The 20,886-nt window shown below is 38.8% G+C and carries 21 protein-coding genes and 1 riboswitch; of the genes, 12 read left to right on the top strand and 9 right to left on the bottom strand.

Annotated elements, in window-relative coordinates:
• Window positions 1-382 precede the first annotated feature (382 nt).
• Window positions 383-805, top strand: coding sequence for an SRPBCC family protein (locus tag FBF83_RS06310; RefSeq protein WP_136946241.1), 423 nt, complete (start codon window positions 383-385; stop codon window positions 803-805).
• Window positions 806-900: 95 nt separating this feature from the next.
• On the opposite strand, the gene FBF83_RS06305 is transcribed toward FBF83_RS06310, so the two are convergent.
• Window positions 901-2,703, bottom strand: a complete 1,803-nt coding sequence (locus FBF83_RS06305) for an LTA synthase family protein (RefSeq protein WP_136946240.1) — start codon at window positions 2,701-2,703, stop codon at window positions 901-903.
• 180 nt (window positions 2,704-2,883) lie between these two features.
• On the opposite strand from FBF83_RS06305, the gene FBF83_RS06300 reads away from it, so the two are divergent.
• Both FBF83_RS06300 and FBF83_RS06295 read left to right on the top strand, forming a co-directional pair.
• Window positions 2,884-3,330 (top strand): DUF4385 domain-containing protein, encoded by a 447-nt coding sequence (locus FBF83_RS06300; protein WP_136946239.1) that lies wholly within the window; start codon window positions 2,884-2,886, stop codon window positions 3,328-3,330.
• 101 nt (window positions 3,331-3,431) lie between these two features.
• Entirely contained in the window at window positions 3,432-4,112 is a 681-nt protein-coding gene (locus FBF83_RS06295) for a RibD family protein (protein WP_205665305.1), read from the top strand.
• A gap of 30 nt (window positions 4,113-4,142) precedes the next feature.
• Here the strand turns inward: FBF83_RS06295 and FBF83_RS06290 are convergent, their stop codons facing one another.
• Window positions 4,143-4,868, bottom strand: coding sequence for a Bax inhibitor-1/YccA family membrane protein (locus FBF83_RS06290; RefSeq protein ID WP_136946513.1), 726 nt, complete (start codon window positions 4,866-4,868; stop codon window positions 4,143-4,145).
• Between the two features lie 87 nt (window positions 4,869-4,955).
• Window positions 4,956-5,396 carry a GNAT family N-acetyltransferase gene (locus FBF83_RS06285; protein WP_136946237.1) on the bottom strand — a complete coding sequence of 147 codons (441 nt, stop codon included), beginning with the start codon at window positions 5,394-5,396 and terminating at the stop codon, window positions 4,956-4,958.
• A 224-nt stretch (window positions 5,397-5,620) separates the two neighbouring features.
• Between FBF83_RS06285 and FBF83_RS06280 the strand changes: the two genes are divergently transcribed.
• The 7 genes from FBF83_RS06280 to FBF83_RS06250 all read left to right on the top strand — a co-directional run bounded on the left by FBF83_RS06280 (window position 5,621) and on the right by FBF83_RS06250 (window position 11,338).
• Window positions 5,621-5,836, top strand: a complete 216-nt coding sequence (locus FBF83_RS06280; protein ID WP_136946236.1) for a hypothetical protein — start codon at window positions 5,621-5,623, stop codon at window positions 5,834-5,836.
• Between the two features lie 141 nt (window positions 5,837-5,977).
• Window positions 5,978-6,487 carry a GNAT family N-acetyltransferase gene (locus FBF83_RS06275; protein WP_136946235.1) on the top strand — a complete coding sequence of 170 codons (510 nt, stop codon included), beginning with the start codon at window positions 5,978-5,980 and terminating at the stop codon, window positions 6,485-6,487.
• A 227-nt stretch (window positions 6,488-6,714) separates the two neighbouring features.
• Entirely contained in the window at window positions 6,715-7,911 is a 1,197-nt protein-coding gene (locus FBF83_RS06270) for an ATP-binding protein (RefSeq protein ID WP_255435935.1), read from the top strand.
• Between the two features lie 81 nt (window positions 7,912-7,992).
• Complete coding sequence (locus tag FBF83_RS06265; protein ID WP_136946233.1) at window positions 7,993-8,196, top strand: PspC domain-containing protein; 204 nt, start codon at window positions 7,993-7,995, stop codon at window positions 8,194-8,196.
• Window positions 8,197-8,796: 600 nt separating this feature from the next.
• Window positions 8,797-8,900, top strand: a riboswitch (purine riboswitch).
• A gap of 236 nt (window positions 8,901-9,136) precedes the next feature.
• On the top strand, window positions 9,137-9,976 hold the full coding sequence (locus FBF83_RS06260) for a 5'-methylthioadenosine/S-adenosylhomocysteine nucleosidase (protein WP_420875119.1): 840 nt from the start codon (window positions 9,137-9,139) through the stop codon (window positions 9,974-9,976).
• A 371-nt stretch (window positions 9,977-10,347) separates the two neighbouring features.
• Window positions 10,348-10,764, top strand: a complete 417-nt coding sequence (locus tag FBF83_RS06255; RefSeq protein ID WP_136946231.1) for a VOC family protein — start codon at window positions 10,348-10,350, stop codon at window positions 10,762-10,764.
• A 154-nt stretch (window positions 10,765-10,918) separates the two neighbouring features.
• Window positions 10,919-11,338 carry a carboxymuconolactone decarboxylase family protein gene (locus tag FBF83_RS06250; protein ID WP_136946230.1) on the top strand — a complete coding sequence of 140 codons (420 nt, stop codon included), beginning with the start codon at window positions 10,919-10,921 and terminating at the stop codon, window positions 11,336-11,338.
• A gap of 177 nt (window positions 11,339-11,515) precedes the next feature.
• Here FBF83_RS06250 and FBF83_RS06245 read toward each other — a convergent pair whose 3' ends face one another.
• Complete coding sequence (locus FBF83_RS06245; protein ID WP_136946229.1) at window positions 11,516-12,325, bottom strand: alpha/beta fold hydrolase; 810 nt, start codon at window positions 12,323-12,325, stop codon at window positions 11,516-11,518.
• Between the two features lie 183 nt (window positions 12,326-12,508).
• Window positions 12,509-13,936 (bottom strand): alanine/glycine:cation symporter family protein, encoded by a 1,428-nt coding sequence (locus tag FBF83_RS06240; RefSeq protein WP_136946228.1) that lies wholly within the window; start codon window positions 13,934-13,936, stop codon window positions 12,509-12,511.
• A gap of 519 nt (window positions 13,937-14,455) precedes the next feature.
• Here FBF83_RS06240 and FBF83_RS06235 point away from each other — a divergent pair.
• Window positions 14,456-15,025, top strand: a complete 570-nt coding sequence (locus FBF83_RS06235) for a nucleotidyltransferase family protein (protein WP_136946227.1) — start codon at window positions 14,456-14,458, stop codon at window positions 15,023-15,025.
• A 138-nt stretch (window positions 15,026-15,163) separates the two neighbouring features.
• Here FBF83_RS06235 and FBF83_RS06230 read toward each other — a convergent pair whose 3' ends face one another.
• The 3 genes from FBF83_RS06230 to FBF83_RS06220 form a co-directional block, all read right to left on the bottom strand.
• A complete protein-coding gene (locus FBF83_RS06230; protein ID WP_136946226.1) occupies window positions 15,164-16,963 on the bottom strand; it encodes a choice-of-anchor I family protein in 1,800 nt (599 codons plus the stop codon).
• Window positions 16,964-17,202: 239 nt separating this feature from the next.
• Window positions 17,203-18,036 (bottom strand): STAS domain-containing protein, encoded by an 834-nt coding sequence (locus FBF83_RS06225; RefSeq protein WP_136946225.1) that lies wholly within the window; start codon window positions 18,034-18,036, stop codon window positions 17,203-17,205.
• Window positions 18,037-18,259: 223 nt separating this feature from the next.
• Window positions 18,260-18,526: a hypothetical protein gene (locus FBF83_RS06220; protein WP_136946224.1), complete on the bottom strand. Its 267-nt coding sequence runs from the start codon at window positions 18,524-18,526 to the stop codon at window positions 18,260-18,262.
• 405 nt (window positions 18,527-18,931) lie between these two features.
• Here FBF83_RS06220 and FBF83_RS06215 point away from each other — a divergent pair, with 405 nt between their 5' ends.
• A complete protein-coding gene (locus FBF83_RS06215) occupies window positions 18,932-19,714 on the top strand; it encodes an SDR family oxidoreductase (RefSeq protein WP_136946223.1) in 783 nt (260 codons plus the stop codon).
• 57 nt (window positions 19,715-19,771) lie between these two features.
• Here FBF83_RS06215 and FBF83_RS06210 read toward each other — a convergent pair whose 3' ends face one another.
• Window positions 19,772-20,731 carry a sodium:calcium antiporter gene (locus FBF83_RS06210; protein ID WP_136946222.1) on the bottom strand — a complete coding sequence of 320 codons (960 nt, stop codon included), beginning with the start codon at window positions 20,729-20,731 and terminating at the stop codon, window positions 19,772-19,774.
• Window positions 20,732-20,886: the final 155 nt, after the last annotated feature.

The following is a 20,886-nucleotide window of genomic DNA, read 5'->3' as shown; positions in this document are numbered from 1 at the left end:
TGAATAAGGACATGCTAGAAATGGTCTAGGACGACAAATGTGAATGGAAGAGAGGATGCAACGATGTTGGTTTTTTATTTCAAGAAGATCGTGTAGTGATTGTCGTTGGACTCGTGAAAACAGAAGACCCAATGGTGGGGTGGAATGAATTAGAGGAAACGTTGAAGGGAATTGGACAAACCTATATATTAAATGATATAAAAATCTGAATGTAATACGGTTACTGGAGGCACATTTCATAGTTGATTGGAGTGAATGGCACTCTACTTCTGCGGATTAGGACAGGTGAGACCCAACTGGAGTGGAGATCAACCACTGCTTTCACAGCAACAAGCTATACAAAAGAGCCTTCTATAAGAAGACGAAAGAGAGTTGAGTGCGTATGAATAACGTATCAAAAATGAAAATAACTAAGCCGGCTGATGAAATTTTTGAAGCCTTTGTTGATCCTGAAAAAATCGGTGGTTTTTGGTTCTCTTCTAGTTCTGAAAGATGGGAAGAAGGGAGAATTGTTACATTAAAATACGATGAATACAATGCTCAAGTAGATATTAAAATTAAAAAAATCGACGTAAATAAACGTATCGTCTACGCGTGGGGTGTGGATCATACTGTAACAATTACGTTATTAGAATCTGACCAAAACAGTACTATTGTTGAAGTGAACGAAGATGGATTTGAAGAAGATCATGACAATTTCATTAACGAATTAATTGATAACAAAGAAGGCTGGGTTTATATGTTAACGTGTTTAAAGGGATATATGGAACACGGTGTTGACCTAAGAGCGTCTTTAGTGAAATAACTTGGATTTCATATGTATTTCTAGCCAGATTATTACATGCTACTAATGAAAAAACGCATTGAACATTAAAGTCGTTCAATGCGTTTTATTTACGTTCATTCCTCTAAAGCATTTTTCTCAATTATTTGATCTGATAATCTAAGCTGGTCTCCGACTTCATCCACTTGCTTCTCACACTGTTCAATAGAAACTTCTTTTTCTGTGGAAACAGAATAGCATGTTCCTTCACCAATATCCTTCGTTAAATCAGGTTTATAATAAAGATCTTGATAGCGGAAGGATCCGTCACGAAAGACTGTAAGATTCGGTTTATCATTAAGTAATGAATCACCCATCATGTAAGGTGGTTTTATTTCTAAAATATCCAGAATCGTTGGGGCAATATCAATTTGACCGCCATTAGTATTGATAACTTTACCCCGCTCTGAATTGGGACGCTTAATAAAGAGAGGGACTTGTCGATCCAGTTCAAAATAGTCTACTGAACTTTCTGCGTTTGCTTTCTCTGCCATCTCTCTCCCGGGTTTCGTAAGTCCGCTGTCATGATCTCCGTAGAAAATGACAAGAGAATCGTCCCACATGTTTTTCTGTTTCAATTCGTCAATCATAACCCCTACGGATTGATCGACATAATGCACCGTTTGATAATAGCTTTTTAGTAGGGAATTATCATAGCCAGATAGATCTAATACTCGTTCATCTTCAGGTATTTCATATGGCGTGTGACTTGTAAGTGCGACCATGAATGCAAAGAACGGTTCGTTCATTTCTTCCATATGTTCTATGGACGAAGTGAAAAAACGCTCGTCATTCAATGCCATTCCTATTTTATTTCCATCGGGGTAGTCTTTATCACTGAAGAAGTGGTCGAAACCTATATTCTCGTAGACGCGATTTCTGTTCCAAAACTCTTCATGAAAGGCATGCATGGCTGCGGTTTCGTACCCAGCCTTCCCAAGTAGCTCAGGTAATGCTCCGAATTCATTCGTAGGGTACCGTGTATATACAGACCCTGATTTTAAAGGGTAGAGGGAAGTATTCGTTATGAATTCCGCGTCAGAAGTTCTTCCCTCATGAGTTTGATGATAAAACGATGAGAAGTAAAGCGACTCTTCCTTTAGTTTGTTCAAATTTGGTGTTAGCACTTGATCGTTAATTTTCTTTCCTATCACAGAATCTTGAAATGACTCAAGCTGAACAAGAATAATATTAGGTTTGTCAGAGCTTTCAATTCCAGGTTCTTGATTCAAAGGTTGATTGATTTGTGAATTCACCATAACGGTCTTGTCTTCATTAAAACTTCGATTAACGACTTTTAGAAGGTCAGCTCCATGATACCCCCAGAACCCTAGATGATAATACTCACGCATATTTGAAATAGATGGTTCTACTAACCATTTTTCTTTATCTAAATAGCTCATATACAAAGGAGTAACAAATAGAACAAGACCAGTAGCTAAAGTTATTCCTGCAAACCGTCGTTTTTTCTTTGAGGCTACCGTTCTTCCTTTCTTACGCATAAAGAAGATGATGAAACTAAAGATAACAAGATCCATGAAGAAGAGAAAATCTTTCGATTGGATCAACGTCATGAAACCACCTCCCACATCACTCATTTGAAGCATTTGAGAGAGTAATGAAAGGGATAACAAATCATTAAAATATCGGTAGTACCACAGATCAGATAAAAGCAAGGTGCTGTGTAGGAAGAGTAATGTGAACAGGATCCATGGTCTTTTTTTTACGTTAATTAATAAAGTCCAACTAGAAAGGACTAATATTCCGGCCAGGTTCAGGAAGATAAAACTAACGCCGAATGCAGTATTTGTATAGAAACTAAATAAGTAGATTTTCAAAATAGATAATAGAACGTAAATCCAATAATCAGTAGTAGGCATTATAAACCTCCATAAATCAATATATATATATAAATGCGATACCTTCTCCACTCTTTACCTCTGTAAAGAATGGAGAAAACCTATTGATGTGCTGTAGCTACTGAACAATCTAAGAGAGTTTATTGTGTGTTTACAAGTCTTGTCTGCTTGGGAATACTCCATGAAAAAGGAGTGTTCTAAATGGCTTTCAATTACGATCTTGATTTCGATAACATTAACTTCCGTGAACAACCTGAGAAATATCGTGTAGGCCGGGGTGAACAGGGTGTGTTAATGGTTGAGCCTTATAAAAGCGAGATCTTACCTCATTGGCGCTTTAAAACACCTGACATTGCAAAAGAATCTTCAGAGAAGATCTTCGAGATGTTCAAGGATTATCAGAAAAATGATGACTTCGTCGGAATGGATATGGCGAGAAAATTTATTCAAATGGGCTACACAAGAGCAAGGCGGTATGCGAACTATAAAGGTGGTAAAAAGTATGATAAAGATGGTGATGTAAACGAACGAGATATTGATGAGGAAAAGGCTGAATCTGCTAGGATTTTTGAGGAAAAGTGGAAAATCGTTCGAACAGATGAAGCGTATCTAGAGAAAAAGAAAGAGCATCAAAAGAAATACGGATAACAAAGGCGTAACTACGTCTTTTTTTTATTTTCCAAAAACACTGACATTCATTTTCTGGAAATTCTATAATGATAGGGAATCGAACAGAAAGGGTGATGAATGTGAAAAAAAGACCTGAAGTCGTACTCAATATTTTCTCATCAGTTGATGGACGAATAACCACTGCGCCAAATCATAATGTGATGGAATGGACAGAGAAGGAAGTAGATGGAGATGCAAATGATTTAACACACAGACTTTATGATGAATTGAATTGCGATAGCCTCGTATCCGGCAGTGAAAGTCTCATCGTCTGGAGTGGAGATTGGGTAGAATTAGAGAAGCCAATTACAGAACCCAAAAAGTCTAAGGCATACATTGTGTTTGATGGAAGAGGGCGTATGAATTGGGGACAAACGGAAGGTCTTGTAGTTGTAACGAGAGAGAATGTAGATACGAGATATATTGAGCAGTTAGAGAGTAAAAACATTACATATGTGCAGGCGGGTAGTGGGGAGCATATTAACCTAGGTAAGGCACTTGAAATGCTCTATGAATTTGGATTTAGGCGGCTTGGTCTTAGTGGTGGTGGTTCAATTAATGGTGCGTTTTTGCGAGAAGGACTCATTGATGAAGTGAGTATTGTTCTAGCTCCACTTGCAATTGGAGGAAAGAAAACGCCGACGGTTTTTGATTGTGAAGATCTATCTTCAATACTAGAAGCTACTAAACTCGAGTTAATTGAAACAAAACCACTAGGTGACAAAGGAGCCGTGTGGCTTTACTATCGCACTACAAAGTAAAGAAGAGGGCGCAAGTGTGCGCCCTCTTTGTTATCTCCGTATTTTCTGTAATAGATGGAGAATTTCAATATAAAGCCATACAAGGGTTACCATCAATCCGAAAGCGCCGTACCATTCGAGGTGTTTTGGTGCACCTCGGTTTGCACCGTTTTCGATAAAGTCAAAATCGAGTACAAGGTTAAGTGCTGCGATCGCTACGATAAAGAGACTAATGCCAATCCCTATTAAGCCATTCGAGTGAAGATACGGTACGTTCGCATTAAGAAAGAGGTTAAGACCAAGATCAATAATATAAACAACGAAAATCGCAAGCGTTGCAGATACAATCATGAGTCTGAAATTCTTCGTTACTTTAATAATTCTTGCCGCATACAGGAAGAGCAGTACGCCCATCACAGAGAAGGTGAGTGCAGCTGCTTGTATAACAATCCCAGGATAACGAGATTCAAGGATCGCGGATAGACCACCAATCGCAAACCCTTCAAGCGTTGCATAAATCGGACCAGTAATTGGTGCAGCACGATGGAAGAACACTGTAATTAAAGCGAAAATCAGTGCTCCAATTGCCCCGATGACCATCATCGTATAGATATCTTCACCTTGAGAATAACGGTACCAGGTGTAGATTGACGATCCAAGTAGAAAGAGGAACAGGAAGAACGTTTTGGCTACTGTTCCGCCAATCGTCATTGCCTCACCCTGATCGCGTGTTCGATTGAACGTATTATTTTTTAGAACGGGATTTCCGCTTCGCATCATGTCGTCTTCATCCTTTTCCTGAGTTAGAGTTTACTTAAATGGTGTTCCCATTATTCATACTCGTCTAACTTACGATTAATGTGTTCATTCGGTTTCAGGAAGTTTCTTCCTCATAAGCACGTGTGGAATACCATCTTCTATGAAAACTTCGGAATCAGTTCTATACCCAAGCTTTTGGTAGAATCCTTCTGCTTGTACTTGACCATGAAGCTTAACATGATCGATTCCTTTTAGAGCTGCGAGTTCTTCTAGTGTCCCTACAATCATGTTACCGATACCTAGCTTTCGATGGGAAGGTAGTATGCAAATACGCTCGAATTTTCCAATACCTTTAACGACACGCCATCTTGCTGTTCCGATAGCCTGATCCATGTCTAAAATAAGAATATGTTCAGCTGCGTCCAAAGAATCATAATGATCATATTCTTCTTCCTCAGGTGTACCCTGTTCTTCAATAAATACTTTTTTTCGAATATAAAACGCTTGTTTCAATTGTTCTTCTGTTTCAATCCTTACTACGTTCATGCTACTACGCCTCCTGTAGGTCCAGTGATTTAGACTTTAGTATAATCATAGATCCTTTGTCTGTAAATAAATGAAGGTTTGTTTAAAAGTGAGAAAATTCATATTAATTATTTATTAAATATCGTTATTTATATTGGAAGAAGAGAGGAATAATGATAGGTTTAAAGACAAGGGAGAGATGCTCCTCTCTTCTCATCTCCATGAGAGGAAGTGGCCGACGCTCAATGAGTCATCAGCTATTAAGCAAGTATACAAAGGTTTTGTATCAGGTAATGATAGCCATCCAATTCATTAAGCAGTACCAATCTAGGACGTGTGACATTAGACAAATCTCCATACTCACAGGCTTCTCAGAAGAAGCTATTTTGGAGGCGATTGAATTTGGTGAACATCGTCAGCAAGATCGGCACGAAGTAATTAACAGTAAACGATCGGAATGATGAAGAGATTGAGCGTCCCCCTTTTTACGAACAGAATGTTTTCACTGAAATGGTATATGCTAGATAGTAATGAAGCTAACGTCAGCATTTGATGTTAGCTTTTTCTAATGCCTTTAAAGCTATTATAAGGCGGGTCCCTCGATGACAAGAAGAGTAATAACAACAGATCGTCTGATAATACGTGAAATGGAAGAGAATGATTGTGAATGTCTTCTAGAAATCTTTAGCGACAGAGAAGCGATGAAGTATTATCCCTCGCTTAAGGACCGAAAAGAAACAATGAAATGGATTCAATGGACGATGGATCACTATATGAAGTATGGATTTGGTCTTTGGATCGTGGAAGAGAAAGAAAAAGAAAAATTTCTCGGGCAATGTGGACTCGTTCTACAGAAGATTCAAGGGTCTGTAGAAGTGGAAATTGGTTACCTTTTTGCACGGCAGCATTGGGGGATGGGATATGCTACGGAGGCTGCCAAAGCATGCAAAGCATATGGTTTTGAACATTTGGACCTGCCTAAGCTATTATCACTAATCGATCCATTAAATCAAGCTTCGATTAAGGTTGCCGAACGCATCGGAATGAAACGTGAAACACAGATCGTGAAGAGGGGAAAAGCGTTAGATGTCTATGCTTGTTATAGTGTTTAAAAATGGTTTTTTTATAGAATGAAATAGTTTGGTTACTGCTCAAAGAGTCGTGTTCGATGGTAAATCGGTCATGTTCTCTTTTTTCTTTTGCAATTAAATAGAGGAGTAAGACCTACAATAAAGAAGTTAATTGTATTACATAAAAAATAGAGGGGTGAAAATTAGTGCTTCTCACAGCAAAGTCTTTTCTTTTAAATCTTTTACTCGTATTCGCCCCTTTAAGTATTATGCAAATCCTCTACCTTCTAAAATATACGAACCTTTTGAAGAGATCTTCAGGATGGTTGCTGGCATTATTTCCATTGATATCGGTTATTCTCTGTATGATGTATCCAGTTGTCATTAACGATAACTTCATCCTGGATTTTAGAAGAATTCCTTTTATTTTAGGTGCTCTATATGGTGGGAAATGGGTTGGGTTAATTTACTTAATTGTTATGTTAAGCTATCGATTCTCACTCGGTGGTGATGGGTTTTATCCTACTCTTTTTTCGTTCTCTCTTGTGACGGTCGCAACCTCCATCGTTTCTGCTCATTTCCTTAATCTTGATTTAAAGAAAAAATTGCTTGTTGCTGCTGCGATGGATGGCTTAGTAGGGATAGTCTCAACATTTGTGTCTCTTACATTTTTTAATTCTCAAATCCCACTCTCAATGTGGATTTTGTTTAGTTGTATTAGTGTCATCGGTGTTGTTCTAGCCACTCTCATTTATGAAGTTTTTATCAACCAATTTAAGCTTCTTCATTCTGTCATGGAAGGACAGAAATTAAAGGTTGTTAGCCATCTTGCAGCTAGTATTTCTCATGAAGTAAGGAACCCATTAACGGTTAGTCGAGGATTTCTTCAATTAATTGATAGTGACCTTAAAGATAGGGAAAAAAAAGGGTACATGAAGCTTGCCATTAATGAACTTGATCGTGCCACTGAAATTATTAATGATTACTTAACCTTTGCAAAGCCTTACCCTGAAAGTGTCGATCGCATAGATATTATTAGTGAGATCAAACATAGCATTAGTGTGATTCAGCCACTTGCTTCAATGATGAATGTCTCTATTAACTCTAAGATAGACCTGCCTCCAACGTATATGCAATCTGAAAAACGGAAATTTCAGCAGTGTCTATTAAACATTTCTAAAAATGCGATAGAGGCTATGTCAGAAGGTGGCACGTTAACGATTCAAGTATCTAGAAATGAAAATGAATTAAGAATTAGCATTCAAGACACAGGAGTTGGAATGACTGAAGAGCAACTCTCGCGCATTGGTGAACCCTTTTTTACAACAAAAGAAAAAGGAACGGGACTAGGTATGATGGTTTCTCACAGTATTGTGAAGGCTATGGGTGGCGAACTGCTTTACGAAAGCAAATCCGGTCAGGGAACAACGGTACATCTTGCTTTTCAAGTCGAGGAAATGGGTTGAGTTGAAACTTTTATATGTTTGTAACGTACGAATAGAAGGAAACAATAGAAATAGAGATAAATATAGAAATGGAGGCAAACAATGAAGAAATTTTACAAATCAACTTCTAATAAAGTATTTTCTGGCGTACTAGGTGGTCTAAGTGAGGCGTTTAATATTAACTCTAGTCTCTTACGAATCATCTATGTTCTTTTGACTGTTTTTACATCTGGAGTATTTCTACTTGTCTATATTGCAGCAGCTTTCCTTCTGCCAAAAGATAGAGAAGTTAAAGTAGAGGACTAACATGAAGCGAAATGGATTTTATAGCTTAATATCGATGATAAGCTCTTTCTTTTTATTTTGCGCTGGCCTGATTTCCTTTTTCGGGTGGGTTGAGTTATTCTCTAGCACGATGTCTCTTATTCTCGCTATAACGGGCTTTGTAGGTGTAATTACTAATAGCTGGCAGTTAAAAAAGAGTATGGTGCGTGTTGAGAATAATTCTTCTCATTAGGCTATATTCTTAGGAATTTAAAAGAGTGTTGCTTTTGAAAAAGGTTTTGTATGGAAGTATTCACGCATCAAAGTTGATTGTAGCGGAAGGTGCTCGACTCCTGCGGGATTAGCGGGACAGGTGAGACCCCACAGGCGCGCCCAAAGCGCGCCGAGGAGGCTCACCGCCCGCCCCGCGGAAAGCGAGCATCCTGGAGCGGAAATCAACAACTACTCTTATAGCAACAGAAAAGAACCCATAAATGAAAAGGACCAGCTACCAACAGCTGGTCCTTTTCATTGTATCTAATTTGTAACAAAATGTTAAAAGCGAACATTTTTTATATTAATCAATTTAATATTCGTTTTTATGTTGATTCTATATAATGTGTTTGATATAGTGGCACAGTACTAATCATTAATAGAATCTCTCGTATATCCTCGGTAATATGGTCCGAGTGTCTCTACCTGGTTCCCATTATAAGAACTGGACTACGAGTTGAAGTATTCGGTTGTTCTTTAAGCTGCAACTTATTTTGATTGAGCAGAATCTTCTTTCAGTTTGATCATTCATACTTTAACTTTCGTAGGTCTAGAAGGTAGAAATCATACCTGTTCTAGTCCTTTTTCTTTTGGGGAAACTACGTGTAGAACAAGCAAGAAAAGAGAGGGAAGTAGAATTGATCAATTTCATTTTAAGGAGAGATGGTTTATGAAAAAGCAAGGATTAGTGAAATATAGTTCAATGGTGATGGGTATTTTCTTACTAATTGTCCTTGGTGCATGTCAATCGAATTCCCAGTCTTCAGCTGAGGCTGAAACTGCTCAAAGACCTATTATTGTTCAAGGTCCAATGCCGATTGAAGCTGAAGAATTCGCACAAAGGTTAGAGAATGTTGAGGAAGAAACATCAGGAACGTTCGTATTCTACAAAGGTACACTAGACGGTTATCCTGTTATTGTTACGAAAACAGGTAAAGGGATGGAAAATACTGCGGCTGCAACGGCTGTAGCAATTGAGAGGTATAATCCAATAGCCATTATCAATCAAGGGACTTCAGGTGGACATGATTCTAATTTAGACGTGTTTGATATTGTTCTAGGTAAACGCACTGTAAACATAGGCTCATTAAAAACCGCCAATAAGGGTGAAGGCGAAGGCATTGATCCAACAATATGGAAGCCAATGGATTTGATGGCTTCTGAAGGAAGTGCTGGAGAAGATCCTGAAGCTGAGAACATTCGCTACTATGATGGAGATCCAGAGTTACTCTCAAGCGCTAATGCGGTTAAAGATACTTATACAAAAGGGAAAGTAGTTGAGGGAACGATCGGATCTGCGGATGTTTGGAATAATGAAGTGGATCGGATTAACTGGTTCCATAAGAAATATGGGACTTCAGTAGAGGAAATGGAAGGCGCGGCTGGTGCTCAAATCGCTGCAGCCTATGATGTACCGTTCCTTGGAATTCGAGTACTTTCTAATAACAAAGTCAATGATGGTCAATATAACCCTGACACCGCAGCAGCTAATCAGGAATATGTGTATGAAGTGGTTAAGAACTATATTTCTTCAGATGCTGGTGAATGAGCAAGTTACCCAATAGATTCAGAAGAGCGCTTTAACTTAAAGCGCTCTTTTGGTGGTTTCTGATATTGAGTGAAACATTTTGATCTAGTTAACGTAAATATTAAGAGACTTGTATAGATCTGAGGGTGCTTTATGTCAGAAAGAAAATTTCTATTAATTAAATGATAGGAATCATTCGTTTCTTTTCTAAAATGGGGGTTGTATTATAAGCCACACTGAGCATCCTGGAGCGGAAATCAACCACTACTCATAAAGCAAAAGCAACAATGTTTACGAATACTACCTTTCAATTGTAACAAAAATAATGAAGGACTATTTCTCACTATAGAGAACCTTACTACTGTACAAAAAAATGGGCAAAGGGTGATAATATGGGTTTTCAATCAGATCAGCTGTTTGTTAATTTACCAGTTAAAAACCTGAAGGAAACTGTCGCTTTTTTTAATGAAATTGGGTTTGAATTTAATCCACAATTCACAGATGACAATGCCGCTTGTATGATTATTAACCAGAACACATTTGTGATGTTATTAGTTGAAGAGTATTTTAAAACATTTACGAAGAAAGAAATAACCGATGCTACAACGACTACTGAAGCGATTTTTGCTATATCAGCTACTAGCAGGGAACATGTCGATGAAATCGTGAAAAAAGCATTGGAAGCCGGGGGGAAAGAATCGAAAGAACCGGTTGATTATGGTTTCATGTATGGATGGAGCTTCCAGGATATCAATAATCATCTATGGGAAGTTATGTATATGGATGAAAATGAAGCTCAACAAGCTTGAATATTCCAGATAGATGATTTTTCTAACAAGCGCCTACCTCTCCAACGAGGGAGTGCGCTTTTTCTGTTTGATTGATCTTTAAGCTTATTGTTACATTTAGAAATATTTGGTAGAGTGATAGAAAGGTCCAAATAACGTATTGAAGGTGGAAACTATGACGATTATTAACCCATCAAATATTGGCGAAACGCCATTTCAAAAGCTACTAGGTCATAATCCAAAAGTGATGGAAGCCTGGTCATCATTAGGGAATGTACTAGAAGTAGATGATCTACTCTCTTCAGACCTCAAAGAACAAGTGAGAAGAGCATTGGCTCAAAGTAATGGATGTGAATATTGTAAAGCGAAAGGGAAACCTGACCCGAATGTATTTGATGAGAAGATATCTGTTGCTGTTGGATTTGCAGAAGTCTTCATAAAACAAAAAGGAAACATATCGCAATCGATCCTAGATGTAGTGAAGCATTCTTTTTCCGAAGCAGAGATGAGCGAACTTTTTGCATTTATTTGTTTTACTACGGCCCAACAGTATTTTGGCTCACTTATGAAACTAGAAGCGGTTGAAGAAAGGTAAATCAAATCAGATGAAAGGGGGGGGATAGGACAATGGGATTAATCATGGCAGTCTTAACGATTCTATCATCTGCTGGTTTTCTTTATTACATGGGGAAATCAGGTTATCGTTGGGATACGAAAAAACAAGACAATGAAAAATAGAGAAAGGGAACGTCCAGAGGACGTTCCCTTTCGATTACTTGGCGGCTGAGATTGGTATAACTGATGAACAGTTCTTTTGGATAAATTCGATGGAAGCATTGTTGAAATTCCTTGGCTTTTCAACGTTACATACGTGTCCACAGTTTTCTATAACAAGATGTTCTGCATTTTCATCGTTCTTTGTGTCTTTAAGTAATGGTTTAACAAACAGGTGATCTTCTTGCCCTGTTATATATAGTTTTGCGACATCAACGCTGTTCTTTTGAACGTTTTTATAAGTGGTTCTAACGTCGTGTGCAAGTTTATACCACGCAAGAAAATTACTTCTTTTCATTTTGGCTGCTTCTCGAATAAAGATTCTTCTTGAACCTGTATGATTGGATTTAGGCATCATAATATGAGCGAACAATTTATATAACCACATGTGTGGTACAAACCCCTTCATCATACTTCCTGTATGAAGTAAGAATAAGGAGAATGGCGTAAACCTAGTGATGCAACCACCTAGAACAGCGCTCTTCACACGCTCCGGTGCACGTTGTAACATGTGATGAAGCACAACGGACCCGAGGGAAATTCCTACAATATGAGCTTTTTCGATATTTAATTTGTTCATAGTCGTTAGAATTTCATTGACTACTAGATTAAAGCTAAACGGAGATTGGTAACTTGAGGTATCGGGTGACTTCCCGTGACCTGGTAAGTTGATTGCTAGGACATGAAAGTCCTTTTTGTAAGCTGCAATCTGTTTATTAAAGATACCGTAGTTGCCACCAAGCCCATGTAATAGAATAATGGGTTCTTTACAGCTCCCATTGCTTTGGTAATAATGGTAATCTAACATCTACTACTTCCTCTCAATAAAAAAACATAAGTTCATTATACGTCCTTTACGCATGAATGAAAGCCATTTCGTCGTTTTTCTTTAATTTGTCGTTTTGTTGTAACATGTCGATTTGTAGAACAGAACAAAAAGAGCCTGATTTAACAGACTCTTTACCGTATATAATAAACTTCTATTAACTTTTTAACCAGTTGCCTTTTCCTCATCTTCATCTTCATCATCCCATGCTTCAGTATCTTTAATACCAAGTTTAGAAGGATTGAAGACTGGATCTTTTCCTTCTTTACGTTGCTTCTCGTAGTCTCGTAAAACGCTCATTGCGATTTTACCTAATAATCCAATCGCAATTAAGTTAATGACAGTCATAAGTGCCATAAATAAATCTGCCATTTTCCATACAAGGCTTAAGCTTGAAATCGAACCAATTAAGACAAATGCCATTGTAGCAATTCGGAAGATAAACAATGCTAGTTTGCTTTCTTTAATGAACTCAATGTTCGTTTCACCATAGTAATAAGAACCAATAATGGAGCTAAATGCGAATAAGAAAATCGCGATTGAAATAAAGATACCAGCCCATCCACCAATATGAGCGTCAAGTGAGTTCTGAAGTAGTTCGATACCTGATACTTCACCTGTTTGAAATACAGGAGCAAGCAAGATGATAAACGCTGTTGCAGAACAAACTAAGATCGTGTCTACGAAGACCCCGAGTGATTGAATAAGACCCTGTTTCGCCGGATGTGAAGTTGTAGAAGTAGCTGCTGCGTTAGGCGCACTACCCATACCAGCTTCATTAGAGAAGAGTCCTCGTTTCACACCGTTCATAATCGCAGCACCAATTGCACCGCCAAATGCTTGTTCAAATCCAAACGCATGTCCAACAATTAATGCAATAACAGAAGGTAATTCTGTAATGTTCATCATTAATACAACAATCGCAATTAAGAGATATAGTGTTGCCATAACAGGTACAATAACGCTTGATAAGTTTGCGATACGTTGTACCCCACCAAAAATAACTAATCCAGTGATGGCTGTGATGACTAATCCCATTACGAGACGATTCATTCCAAATGCGTTTTCGAATGCTAAAGCAATTGTATTACTTTGAACAGAATTAAAGATTAATCCGAATGTCACAGCGATTAACACAGCAAAAATAATACCTAACCATCTAGCTTTAAGACCTTTCTGAATATAATAAGCAGGTCCGCCACGGAAGGAAGTTGTTCCTTTGATTTTGTAGACCTGTGCTAATGTACTTTCAATAAATGCAGTAGCTCCTCCAAGAAGTGCGACAATCCACATCCAGAATACTGCACCTGGACCACCTAATGTGATCGCTACGGCAACACCAGCTAGGTTACCAGTACCAATACGTGTTGCTGCACCAACACAAAAGGATTTAAACGGTGAAATATTCTTTGTACCATCTTTGAACTCTGGTTTTTCTGATAAGACTCGAATCATTTCACCAATAAAACGAAATTGTACAAAGCGTGAGGCGATGGTGAAGTAGATTCCAATTCCTAGTAGACCTGCAATTAAAACATATCCCCAAAGTATGCCGTTCCAGGTATCAATAACTCCTGATAGAAATGCTTCCATGTAAGCGACCCCTCTTTTTGTTTATTAAAATATTTCTGACTATTTATCAACAACTTTTATTATACAAGTATTCTGATTTTTTTCAACACATTTCGACAAATTACAACATTTATCCATTTTTGTGAAAATAATTATTGAAGGGAGGTCCTGGATAATTTTCTCTATCATTTAGGGTGTTTTCGTATTTGCTTTCGCTATAAGAGTCGTGGTTGATTTCCTCTCCAGGAGCTCGCTTTCCGCGGGGCGGGCGGTGAGCCTCCTCGGCGCGCTTGGGCGCGCCTGTGGGGTCTCACCTGTCCCGCTAATCCCGCAGGAGTCGAGCACCTTCCGCTACAATCAACATTGAAGTGTGGCTTTTTATACAAACCCCTTTTTAAAAACAACAAACTTTTAGAAAAGTGTATTCTTTTAAAAGCAAATCCTAAAAAAGCACAAAAATGTGTTACGATTCTTCAGAATGTAATTAAAATAGTTTGATGAAATATGGAGTGATAATTCTAAAGAGATGGGAGTGCTCTAATGATTCTGCATAATGAAGATGATATTGTGAAACTAATTTCTGAGGATAAGTGGATGATGGGAATTCTACTTGAGGTGAAACAGTTGCAACTACCTGATTGGTGGGTGTGTGCGGGATTTGTTCGCTCGAAGATCTGGGATACGCTTCATGAATTTGAACAGAGAACAACTATGGCGGATATAGACGTCATTTACCTTGATCGAAGCGTGATAAATGAATCTCATGAGAAAATCCTTGAGCAAAAGTTGATGAAACTATCACCTGGCATTCCATGGTCTGTTAAAAATCAAGCTAGGATGCATAGTATTAATGATTTAGAACCTTATGACTCTTGTATTGATGCGATGGCAAAGTTTCCAGAGACGGCAACTGCGCTCGGAGTGAAACTAGATTCGGAGAATAACATTATTTTAGCTGCACCTTGGGGAATAGAAGATGTTCTCCAAATGAAAGTGATGCCTACCCCGTTTTTTTCTCAGTCAGACAAGCTTTTGGAGATTTACAAAAAAAGAGTGAACGTAAAGAATTGGAGCGAAACTTGGGGGAAGGTAACTGTACTAGAGTACTAAATGAGAGGTATTATGTCCTTACCACAACAAAATCCCCTCCAATATTGAGAGGGGATTTGTTAAATGGCACCCTATTAATCTATACTTCTACTTATTAGTTTCTTCTACTTCATAACTCTCACCATAATTGCTGTTAAACTACTTAATTCCCAGTTTTTCATATACGTATTCAATCCATTCAGGTACGTTGTTTTCCCCTGCTTTAGAACTAACAGAAGTTGTTTCTTCTCGAACAGTACCTCCGAGTTTCTTTTCACCAGATAAGTTTTCAACCTCGTAAGCAGCAACCGTACCACTCACTTCATGAGCAGCAAGGAGCATCGCCTTACCCGTTGCACTGTCGTCTGCTGCTACGAATTTGAGTCCTTCGGGAGCACTATCTCCTTTTACAGATCCATCTTCAGATGAAAAGTCACGGCTAGTAAAATACGTCACGAACTGAGGCTCTTCTGGGTTATCGATATCATATACCATGATCCCACCCTGCCGTTCTAGTCCGATAAAGGCATACAGCTTTCCATTAATTTCGCCAACTTCAGCGGTCTCTGGCTCAGGTCCTTTGTCATCACTACGGTCTTTGAACGCATTATCATCATTACTTGAATTAAAGTTTTTCGGCAGTGCCTGAGTTGTAATTTGCTCAAACTCGTCACCGCTATCATAGAGCTGTTCGAAGTTCTCTGTTTCATAGACAGAGAAGGATCGACCTCCATAACTATAAAGAGCTTCGAATTCTCCATGTTCATTCAATCCATTTGCGGTTGTTACTTTCAAGCGCCCGAGCTGTTCTTCATTCCATAAGCCGTCTTTCACCATTTTATCAAGTTTTTCCTGAGTAAAGCCTTCATAATGATCTGCATCTAATTGAATGGCGTGACCTGTGTCAGCTTCGAGATCCGCTACGCGAGTTTCCTCAGAATAGCCAGTGTAATCTCTTGAATCGCCTTCGTTTGGCGTAATGATGTAATTTTTCCCCTCGACAGAATAAAGTACAATGCCATCTGGTTGATACATACCAAGTACAGGCATTTGCTTAATATCAACCTCATCTGATTTATTAGAAGCATCCAGTCCGTTCCCTACAATGGAATGATCCTTGAAGCCGAGGCTATTCACACTTGTGAAGGTTTGTGTTTCTAAATCAAGCTCTGCAATCGCATTATTTTCTTGCAGAGATATATAGGCTCTTTGATTGTCAGGGGTCACCTGTATGTATTCTGGTTCAAAATCCTGAGCAGGTGTAGCATCGGGACTGAACACACGAACATCCTCATCGATCATTTTTTCATCGAGAGAACTAAATCCGACTGTGTTCACATTAGCGTTCAGAGGCCCATTGCTTACGTCGATGATGGAAACACTCCCTTCAGGATCAACGGAGTAGTCATCTTTAGGTTCACCTTCGTTTGCAACAACAAGCTGTTTTCCATTAGGCGAAAACGTGACCATATCTGGTAATGAGCCTACTTCATATGCTTTAATGAAATCGCCATTTGCTTGGAATAGAGCGACCATTCCTTTATCTGATTTCTCTTCTGCAGGTATCGCAACAGCAACGTATTCTGATGTTGGATGGACAGCAACACTTGTCAAATCACCAGGGACAAACGAGCCTAAGTCAATGTCTTTTAGAAACACTTTCTTATAAAGCGGTATTTCGTTATTTCCAGTAGAAGAGGAAAGATCAAGAATATCTAAAGATTGATTAGCTCCGTTTACAACAAAAGCACGCTGATGCTTTTTATCGTAATCAACTATTTCTGCTCCACCTTCATCAAGAGCTGCTCCGCTTTTATATCTTCCAACGAGTGAGATGGCCAGTTCCTTTTGGTCTGAATAGGTATTTAGCTGTTCCTTCTCAGCGGATGAGGATGATGGATAACCTGTAACGAGTGATAGAGATACAATTGTTGCGAGTGCGAGTGGTGTTTTTTTCAATGTTCTTCCTCCCTGTCATTGTATATTTCATACAATGAAGGAAGATTGTTTAGAGAGTGATAGATTTTTCTTAACAAACTGTAAATTTTTATACAAAACTAATGGTATTCAAAACCTCGAACGCATTTGCTCTTGGTGAAGTTGGTATGTGGAGACTTATATAAGTGGATTTTAGAGAGGCAATGTATAAAAGTATCCGCTCTTCGGCGAAGAGCGGATACTGAATGTTTGTTGAACTATTAATTTGTTCCCATCGAAATTGCACTTGCGAGGTTTGAAGTAATGTTAATTTCTCCAAAATCGATGCCAAGCTGGACGGCAGTTTGGGCGATTTCTGGGCGAAGTCCTGAAAGTGTTGTGGTTACACCAATTAATTTTAGTCCAGTAATGAGCTGAAAGATTTGTTGTGCAACTCGTGTATCAACAAGATAAACACCAGATAGATCAATGAATAGATGATCAACACGCTTAGTTGTGCAGCCTTGTAACGTATTATCTAGAATGGCTGTTGCTCGATCAGAATCAATGTCCCCAACTAATGGTAGTAACGCTTTTCCTTCTGGAAGATCGATAAGCGGTGAGCTTAAATCATTGATCGTTTGCTGTTGCTCCTCAATGCGTTTGTTAAGGTGCTTGTTTTTCTCCTCAACCACGTTTGTCATGACAACATCAATTGCTTCAATAACAGCAAATTTCCAAATATCAATCAATTCTTGAGAGACAGGTGTTTTTAAAGAGTCAACAAAATCATTAATAAAGCCCAAATATTGTTCACGAACTCGCAAGAACTCTCTCATAATGAGATAGGTAGGTGTGTTCAGATGTTCTGGGTCTCTTCCGATCTCAATGACCCAATCATCAAACTCTTTAAAAAATGCTTCTTTTTCCATTATGAAAATTTTACATAAGTGTTGATGAAATTCAAAATTCTGAGCCTTAAGCTTACGGATGGCTTCGGGATCAGTTGAAGCGTATACGCCTGTGCCGCTTTTATCTAATGATTCATACCATTCTTCTGTAAGTTGTTCTGCTCTATTTAATAAGAATTTATGAAGTTCTTTGTTTCGTTGCATTCAAGAATATCCTCCTATTCAAAGCTTGTGCTGACGGCTCTATATGAATAAGTATACCATTTTTTACTGTTTCAAGTGTTGTCTAGAGAATATTTGCTTGAGGATGAACCAGTAAAATAAAGTTGTGATAATTCGGCTCGAACTCATCAGAAGGGGGCAGAGGGTGATCTTAAAGAGGCTAGCGAAATTCAACTGGTTCTGTTCGATAGAGTGTCTACCTCTTTCAACTAACACTAGTCAATTCTGCTTTTGTAAGAGTCAGACATAGTTTTGTAATGGCAACGGAGATGTGTTTCTCTTTGTTGAGGATCTCTGGGGATGACCAGATCGCAAGAAAAATTCGAGAGATTATTTTCTCATGATCTATAGGATCTAAGCCACTGTTTGAAATGATACGCTGAATGTGATGTATGTATTTGTCGTAAAGTTCATTCAAGCAATCTCTGTCTTTACAGACTAGTCGCTGAATGACTCCCTCCTTATTGTGCATAAAGTTATCTCCTCGAAGTAGAAGTAATACTAATGTAGTTCCACCGTAATGGTCGTTTCAAACTCATACTTCTCGAATTAAGAGTATTTAGTGGAGGAGAGTGTGCTTTGTGTAGGTAAACATGAATGTCTTGTTTCGATTGAAAGCGTTTGCTATAGTGGGTGGTGGAGATATATGGAAAGGGGATCATGAGTATGTGTGGACAAATCCTGTAATGGTGAATGAATTAGATAAATCTATACCTGCAAAGGGATAGGTCTGACGATTACTACCATGACAGGGAATGCCGCGTTCATGATTGATAAACGGTCAGGGCAGATACCTAATAGTGGTCTCTGCTCTTATTAGATAGTATCATCTCCTTTCATCGTGGTCAGCGAGTTCCTTCATTAGGAGGAAAAATAGATGAATAAATCAAGAAAGAATCTAATAGCAATCGTCACAGGGGCAAGTCGACCTAAAGGAATTGGAGCTGCGATCTGTCGTGAATTAGCTAACAATGGAATGAACATCTTTTTCACACATCTTTCTAGATATGATCAAGCAACTGGATATGAAGATGCAGATCAGAACTTTGCAGAGGACTTTAAACGTGAATTACGTAACCTTGGTGTTAGCGCTGCATCGGTGGAGCTTGATTTAAGTGATCAAGATGCGCCAAAGCGACTTCTAAACGAAGTGGCGAAGATGCCAGGAAAGCTGTCGGTCCTAGTAAATAATGCAACTTTTTGTGTTGAGGTTGGGCATGAAGAGGTAACAACTGAATTGTTTGATCGTCACTGTGCAGTTAATGTAAGGGGAACATGTATGTTAACAGTAGAATTTGCGAAACAGCTTAAGAAAGAACAATCTAGTGGTAGAATTGTTAATTTTGTATCGGGGCAGGACAAGAGTCCACAACCTGGAAACATTGCTTATATTACGACAAAAGGAGCAATCTCAGCTTTTACAAAGTCACTTGCTACTGAGCTTGCTTCGTCCCATATTACAGTGAATGCGATCGATCCTGGTCCAACTGACTCGGGGTGTATGGATAAGGAAACACAGGATTTCTTAAGACCGAAATTTCCAACCGGACGTATAGGCACTCCTGAAGATGCTGCTCGCCTTGTTGGCTTTCTCGTGAGCGATTCTGCGAGGTGGATAACAGGGCAAATCATTCATTCAGACGGCGGATTCGAGGATTGACTATTGAGGTATGAACGTAAAAAAGAAGCGTGCTGGCTAGCCAGCACGCTTCTTTTTTTAGAACAATACATATGAAGCAACAATGTACAACAAAGCCATCGCGAGAGACGGGGCAGCATAGCGCCACTGGTTGCGAATCACGGATGGTCGCAAAAGCAAATAGAGAATGACGATCGTCATCACAAGTCCTAGACTTGCAGTATAGATGTGTGACACACCCACGGCCTCAAAAATAGGACCTTTACGGTATAGCGCGTCTGTAAGAACTAGCAATTGAATGTTGAATAAGTTACTACCGAGAATAGAGCCAATTGCCATGTTATAGTTTGCTAGTTTAAAAGCAGCAAGTACTGTAACGAGCTCTGGTAGCGATGTGGAGGCCGCAATTAGAAAACTTCCAACGAAACTAGCATTCATACCTGTTGCTTCTGCAAGTCGATCACCTGATATCGATAAAATACTACCCGATACAAAGACAATTAGAGCAGCGACAACAAAACCGATGACAGCCGTACGAAGAGAGTAATCTTTGGTCGGAACATCTTCCGACTCACTGTCATCATTTGAAATGTATTTCATCGATAGTACATACAGTAGGACGATCACCATCATCTCAATGCCTACACCAAAAAGAGAGATCGTCCCTGGAATTAGAAGTGACACTATTAAGATGATGAGAAATAGAAAACCAACAAGTGCTGATGGAACATTTGCTTTCGTGTTGATCTTCTGAAATAATCTTCGCTTTCGATAGATTAAATCAATCACGGCTAGAATTAATAGGTTGAAAACGTTACTGCCAAGCATGTTTCCAACTGCAATATCAGGGTTATCGATATAAACAGCGGTTAGGCTTGTTGTTAATTCCGGCAGTGAAGTAGCACCTGCAATGAGGAAGGTACCAACAACAGCACCGCTTAAGGAAGATTTTTTGCTAATAACATCACCGAACTGATTAAGGTAAATAGCGGCACCTACAACAACGGCGGCTGCAAGTAGAAAGATAAGAATAATCATATGTTGCTCCTCTCCGCCAGCGCATACAAAAAGACCCTGGCACAATAAACTTGTACCAAGGTCTTGCGTACTAAAAACTTAGTCCAATGAACCAGGTATCGAAATACCGTATTGATGATTCATTAGCCGTTACCGGTCGCTACTCCCCTTGTTAT

Source organism: Guptibacillus hwajinpoensis (assembly GCF_005144865.1).
Classification (GTDB): Bacteria; Bacillota; Bacilli; order Bacillales; family Guptibacillaceae; genus Guptibacillus; species Guptibacillus hwajinpoensis_A.
This window is presented reverse-complemented; position numbering and strand designations above follow the sequence as displayed.

Excerpts from the sequence above, each read along its gene's own strand:
- FBF83_RS06310 (WP_136946241.1), top strand. The coding sequence starts at position 383 with ATGAATAACGTATCAAAAATGAAAATAACTAAGCCGGCTGATGAAATT.
- FBF83_RS06305 (WP_136946240.1), bottom strand. The coding sequence starts at position 2,703 with ATGCCTACTACTGATTATTGGATTTACGTTCTATTATCTATTTTGAAA.
- FBF83_RS06300 (WP_136946239.1), top strand. The coding sequence starts at position 2,884 with ATGGCTTTCAATTACGATCTTGATTTCGATAACATTAACTTCCGTGAA.
- FBF83_RS06290 (WP_136946513.1), bottom strand. The coding sequence starts at position 4,868 with ATGCGAAGCGGAAATCCCGTTCTAAAAAATAATACGTTCAATCGAACA.
- FBF83_RS06285 (WP_136946237.1), bottom strand. The coding sequence starts at position 5,396 with ATGAACGTAGTAAGGATTGAAACAGAAGAACAATTGAAACAAGCGTTT.
- FBF83_RS06280 (WP_136946236.1), top strand. The coding sequence starts at position 5,621 with ATGAGTCATCAGCTATTAAGCAAGTATACAAAGGTTTTGTATCAGGTA.
- FBF83_RS06275 (WP_136946235.1), top strand. The coding sequence starts at position 5,978 with ATGACAAGAAGAGTAATAACAACAGATCGTCTGATAATACGTGAAATG.
- FBF83_RS06270 (WP_255435935.1), top strand. The coding sequence starts at position 6,715 with ATGCAAATCCTCTACCTTCTAAAATATACGAACCTTTTGAAGAGATCT.
- FBF83_RS06265 (WP_136946233.1), top strand. The coding sequence starts at position 7,993 with ATGAAGAAATTTTACAAATCAACTTCTAATAAAGTATTTTCTGGCGTA.
- FBF83_RS06260 (WP_420875119.1), top strand. The coding sequence starts at position 9,137 with ATGGGTATTTTCTTACTAATTGTCCTTGGTGCATGTCAATCGAATTCC.
- FBF83_RS06255 (WP_136946231.1), top strand. The coding sequence starts at position 10,348 with ATGGGTTTTCAATCAGATCAGCTGTTTGTTAATTTACCAGTTAAAAAC.
- FBF83_RS06250 (WP_136946230.1), top strand. The coding sequence starts at position 10,919 with ATGACGATTATTAACCCATCAAATATTGGCGAAACGCCATTTCAAAAG.
- FBF83_RS06245 (WP_136946229.1), bottom strand. The coding sequence starts at position 12,325 with ATGTTAGATTACCATTATTACCAAAGCAATGGGAGCTGTAAAGAACCC.
- FBF83_RS06240 (WP_136946228.1), bottom strand. The coding sequence starts at position 13,936 with ATGGAAGCATTTCTATCAGGAGTTATTGATACCTGGAACGGCATACTT.
- FBF83_RS06235 (WP_136946227.1), top strand. The coding sequence starts at position 14,456 with ATGATTCTGCATAATGAAGATGATATTGTGAAACTAATTTCTGAGGAT.
- FBF83_RS06225 (WP_136946225.1), bottom strand. The coding sequence starts at position 18,036 with ATGCAACGAAACAAAGAACTTCATAAATTCTTATTAAATAGAGCAGAA.
- FBF83_RS06220 (WP_136946224.1), bottom strand. The coding sequence starts at position 18,526 with ATGCACAATAAGGAGGGAGTCATTCAGCGACTAGTCTGTAAAGACAGA.
- FBF83_RS06215 (WP_136946223.1), top strand. The coding sequence starts at position 18,932 with ATGAATAAATCAAGAAAGAATCTAATAGCAATCGTCACAGGGGCAAGT.
- FBF83_RS06210 (WP_136946222.1), bottom strand. The coding sequence starts at position 20,731 with ATGATTATTCTTATCTTTCTACTTGCAGCCGCCGTTGTTGTAGGTGCC.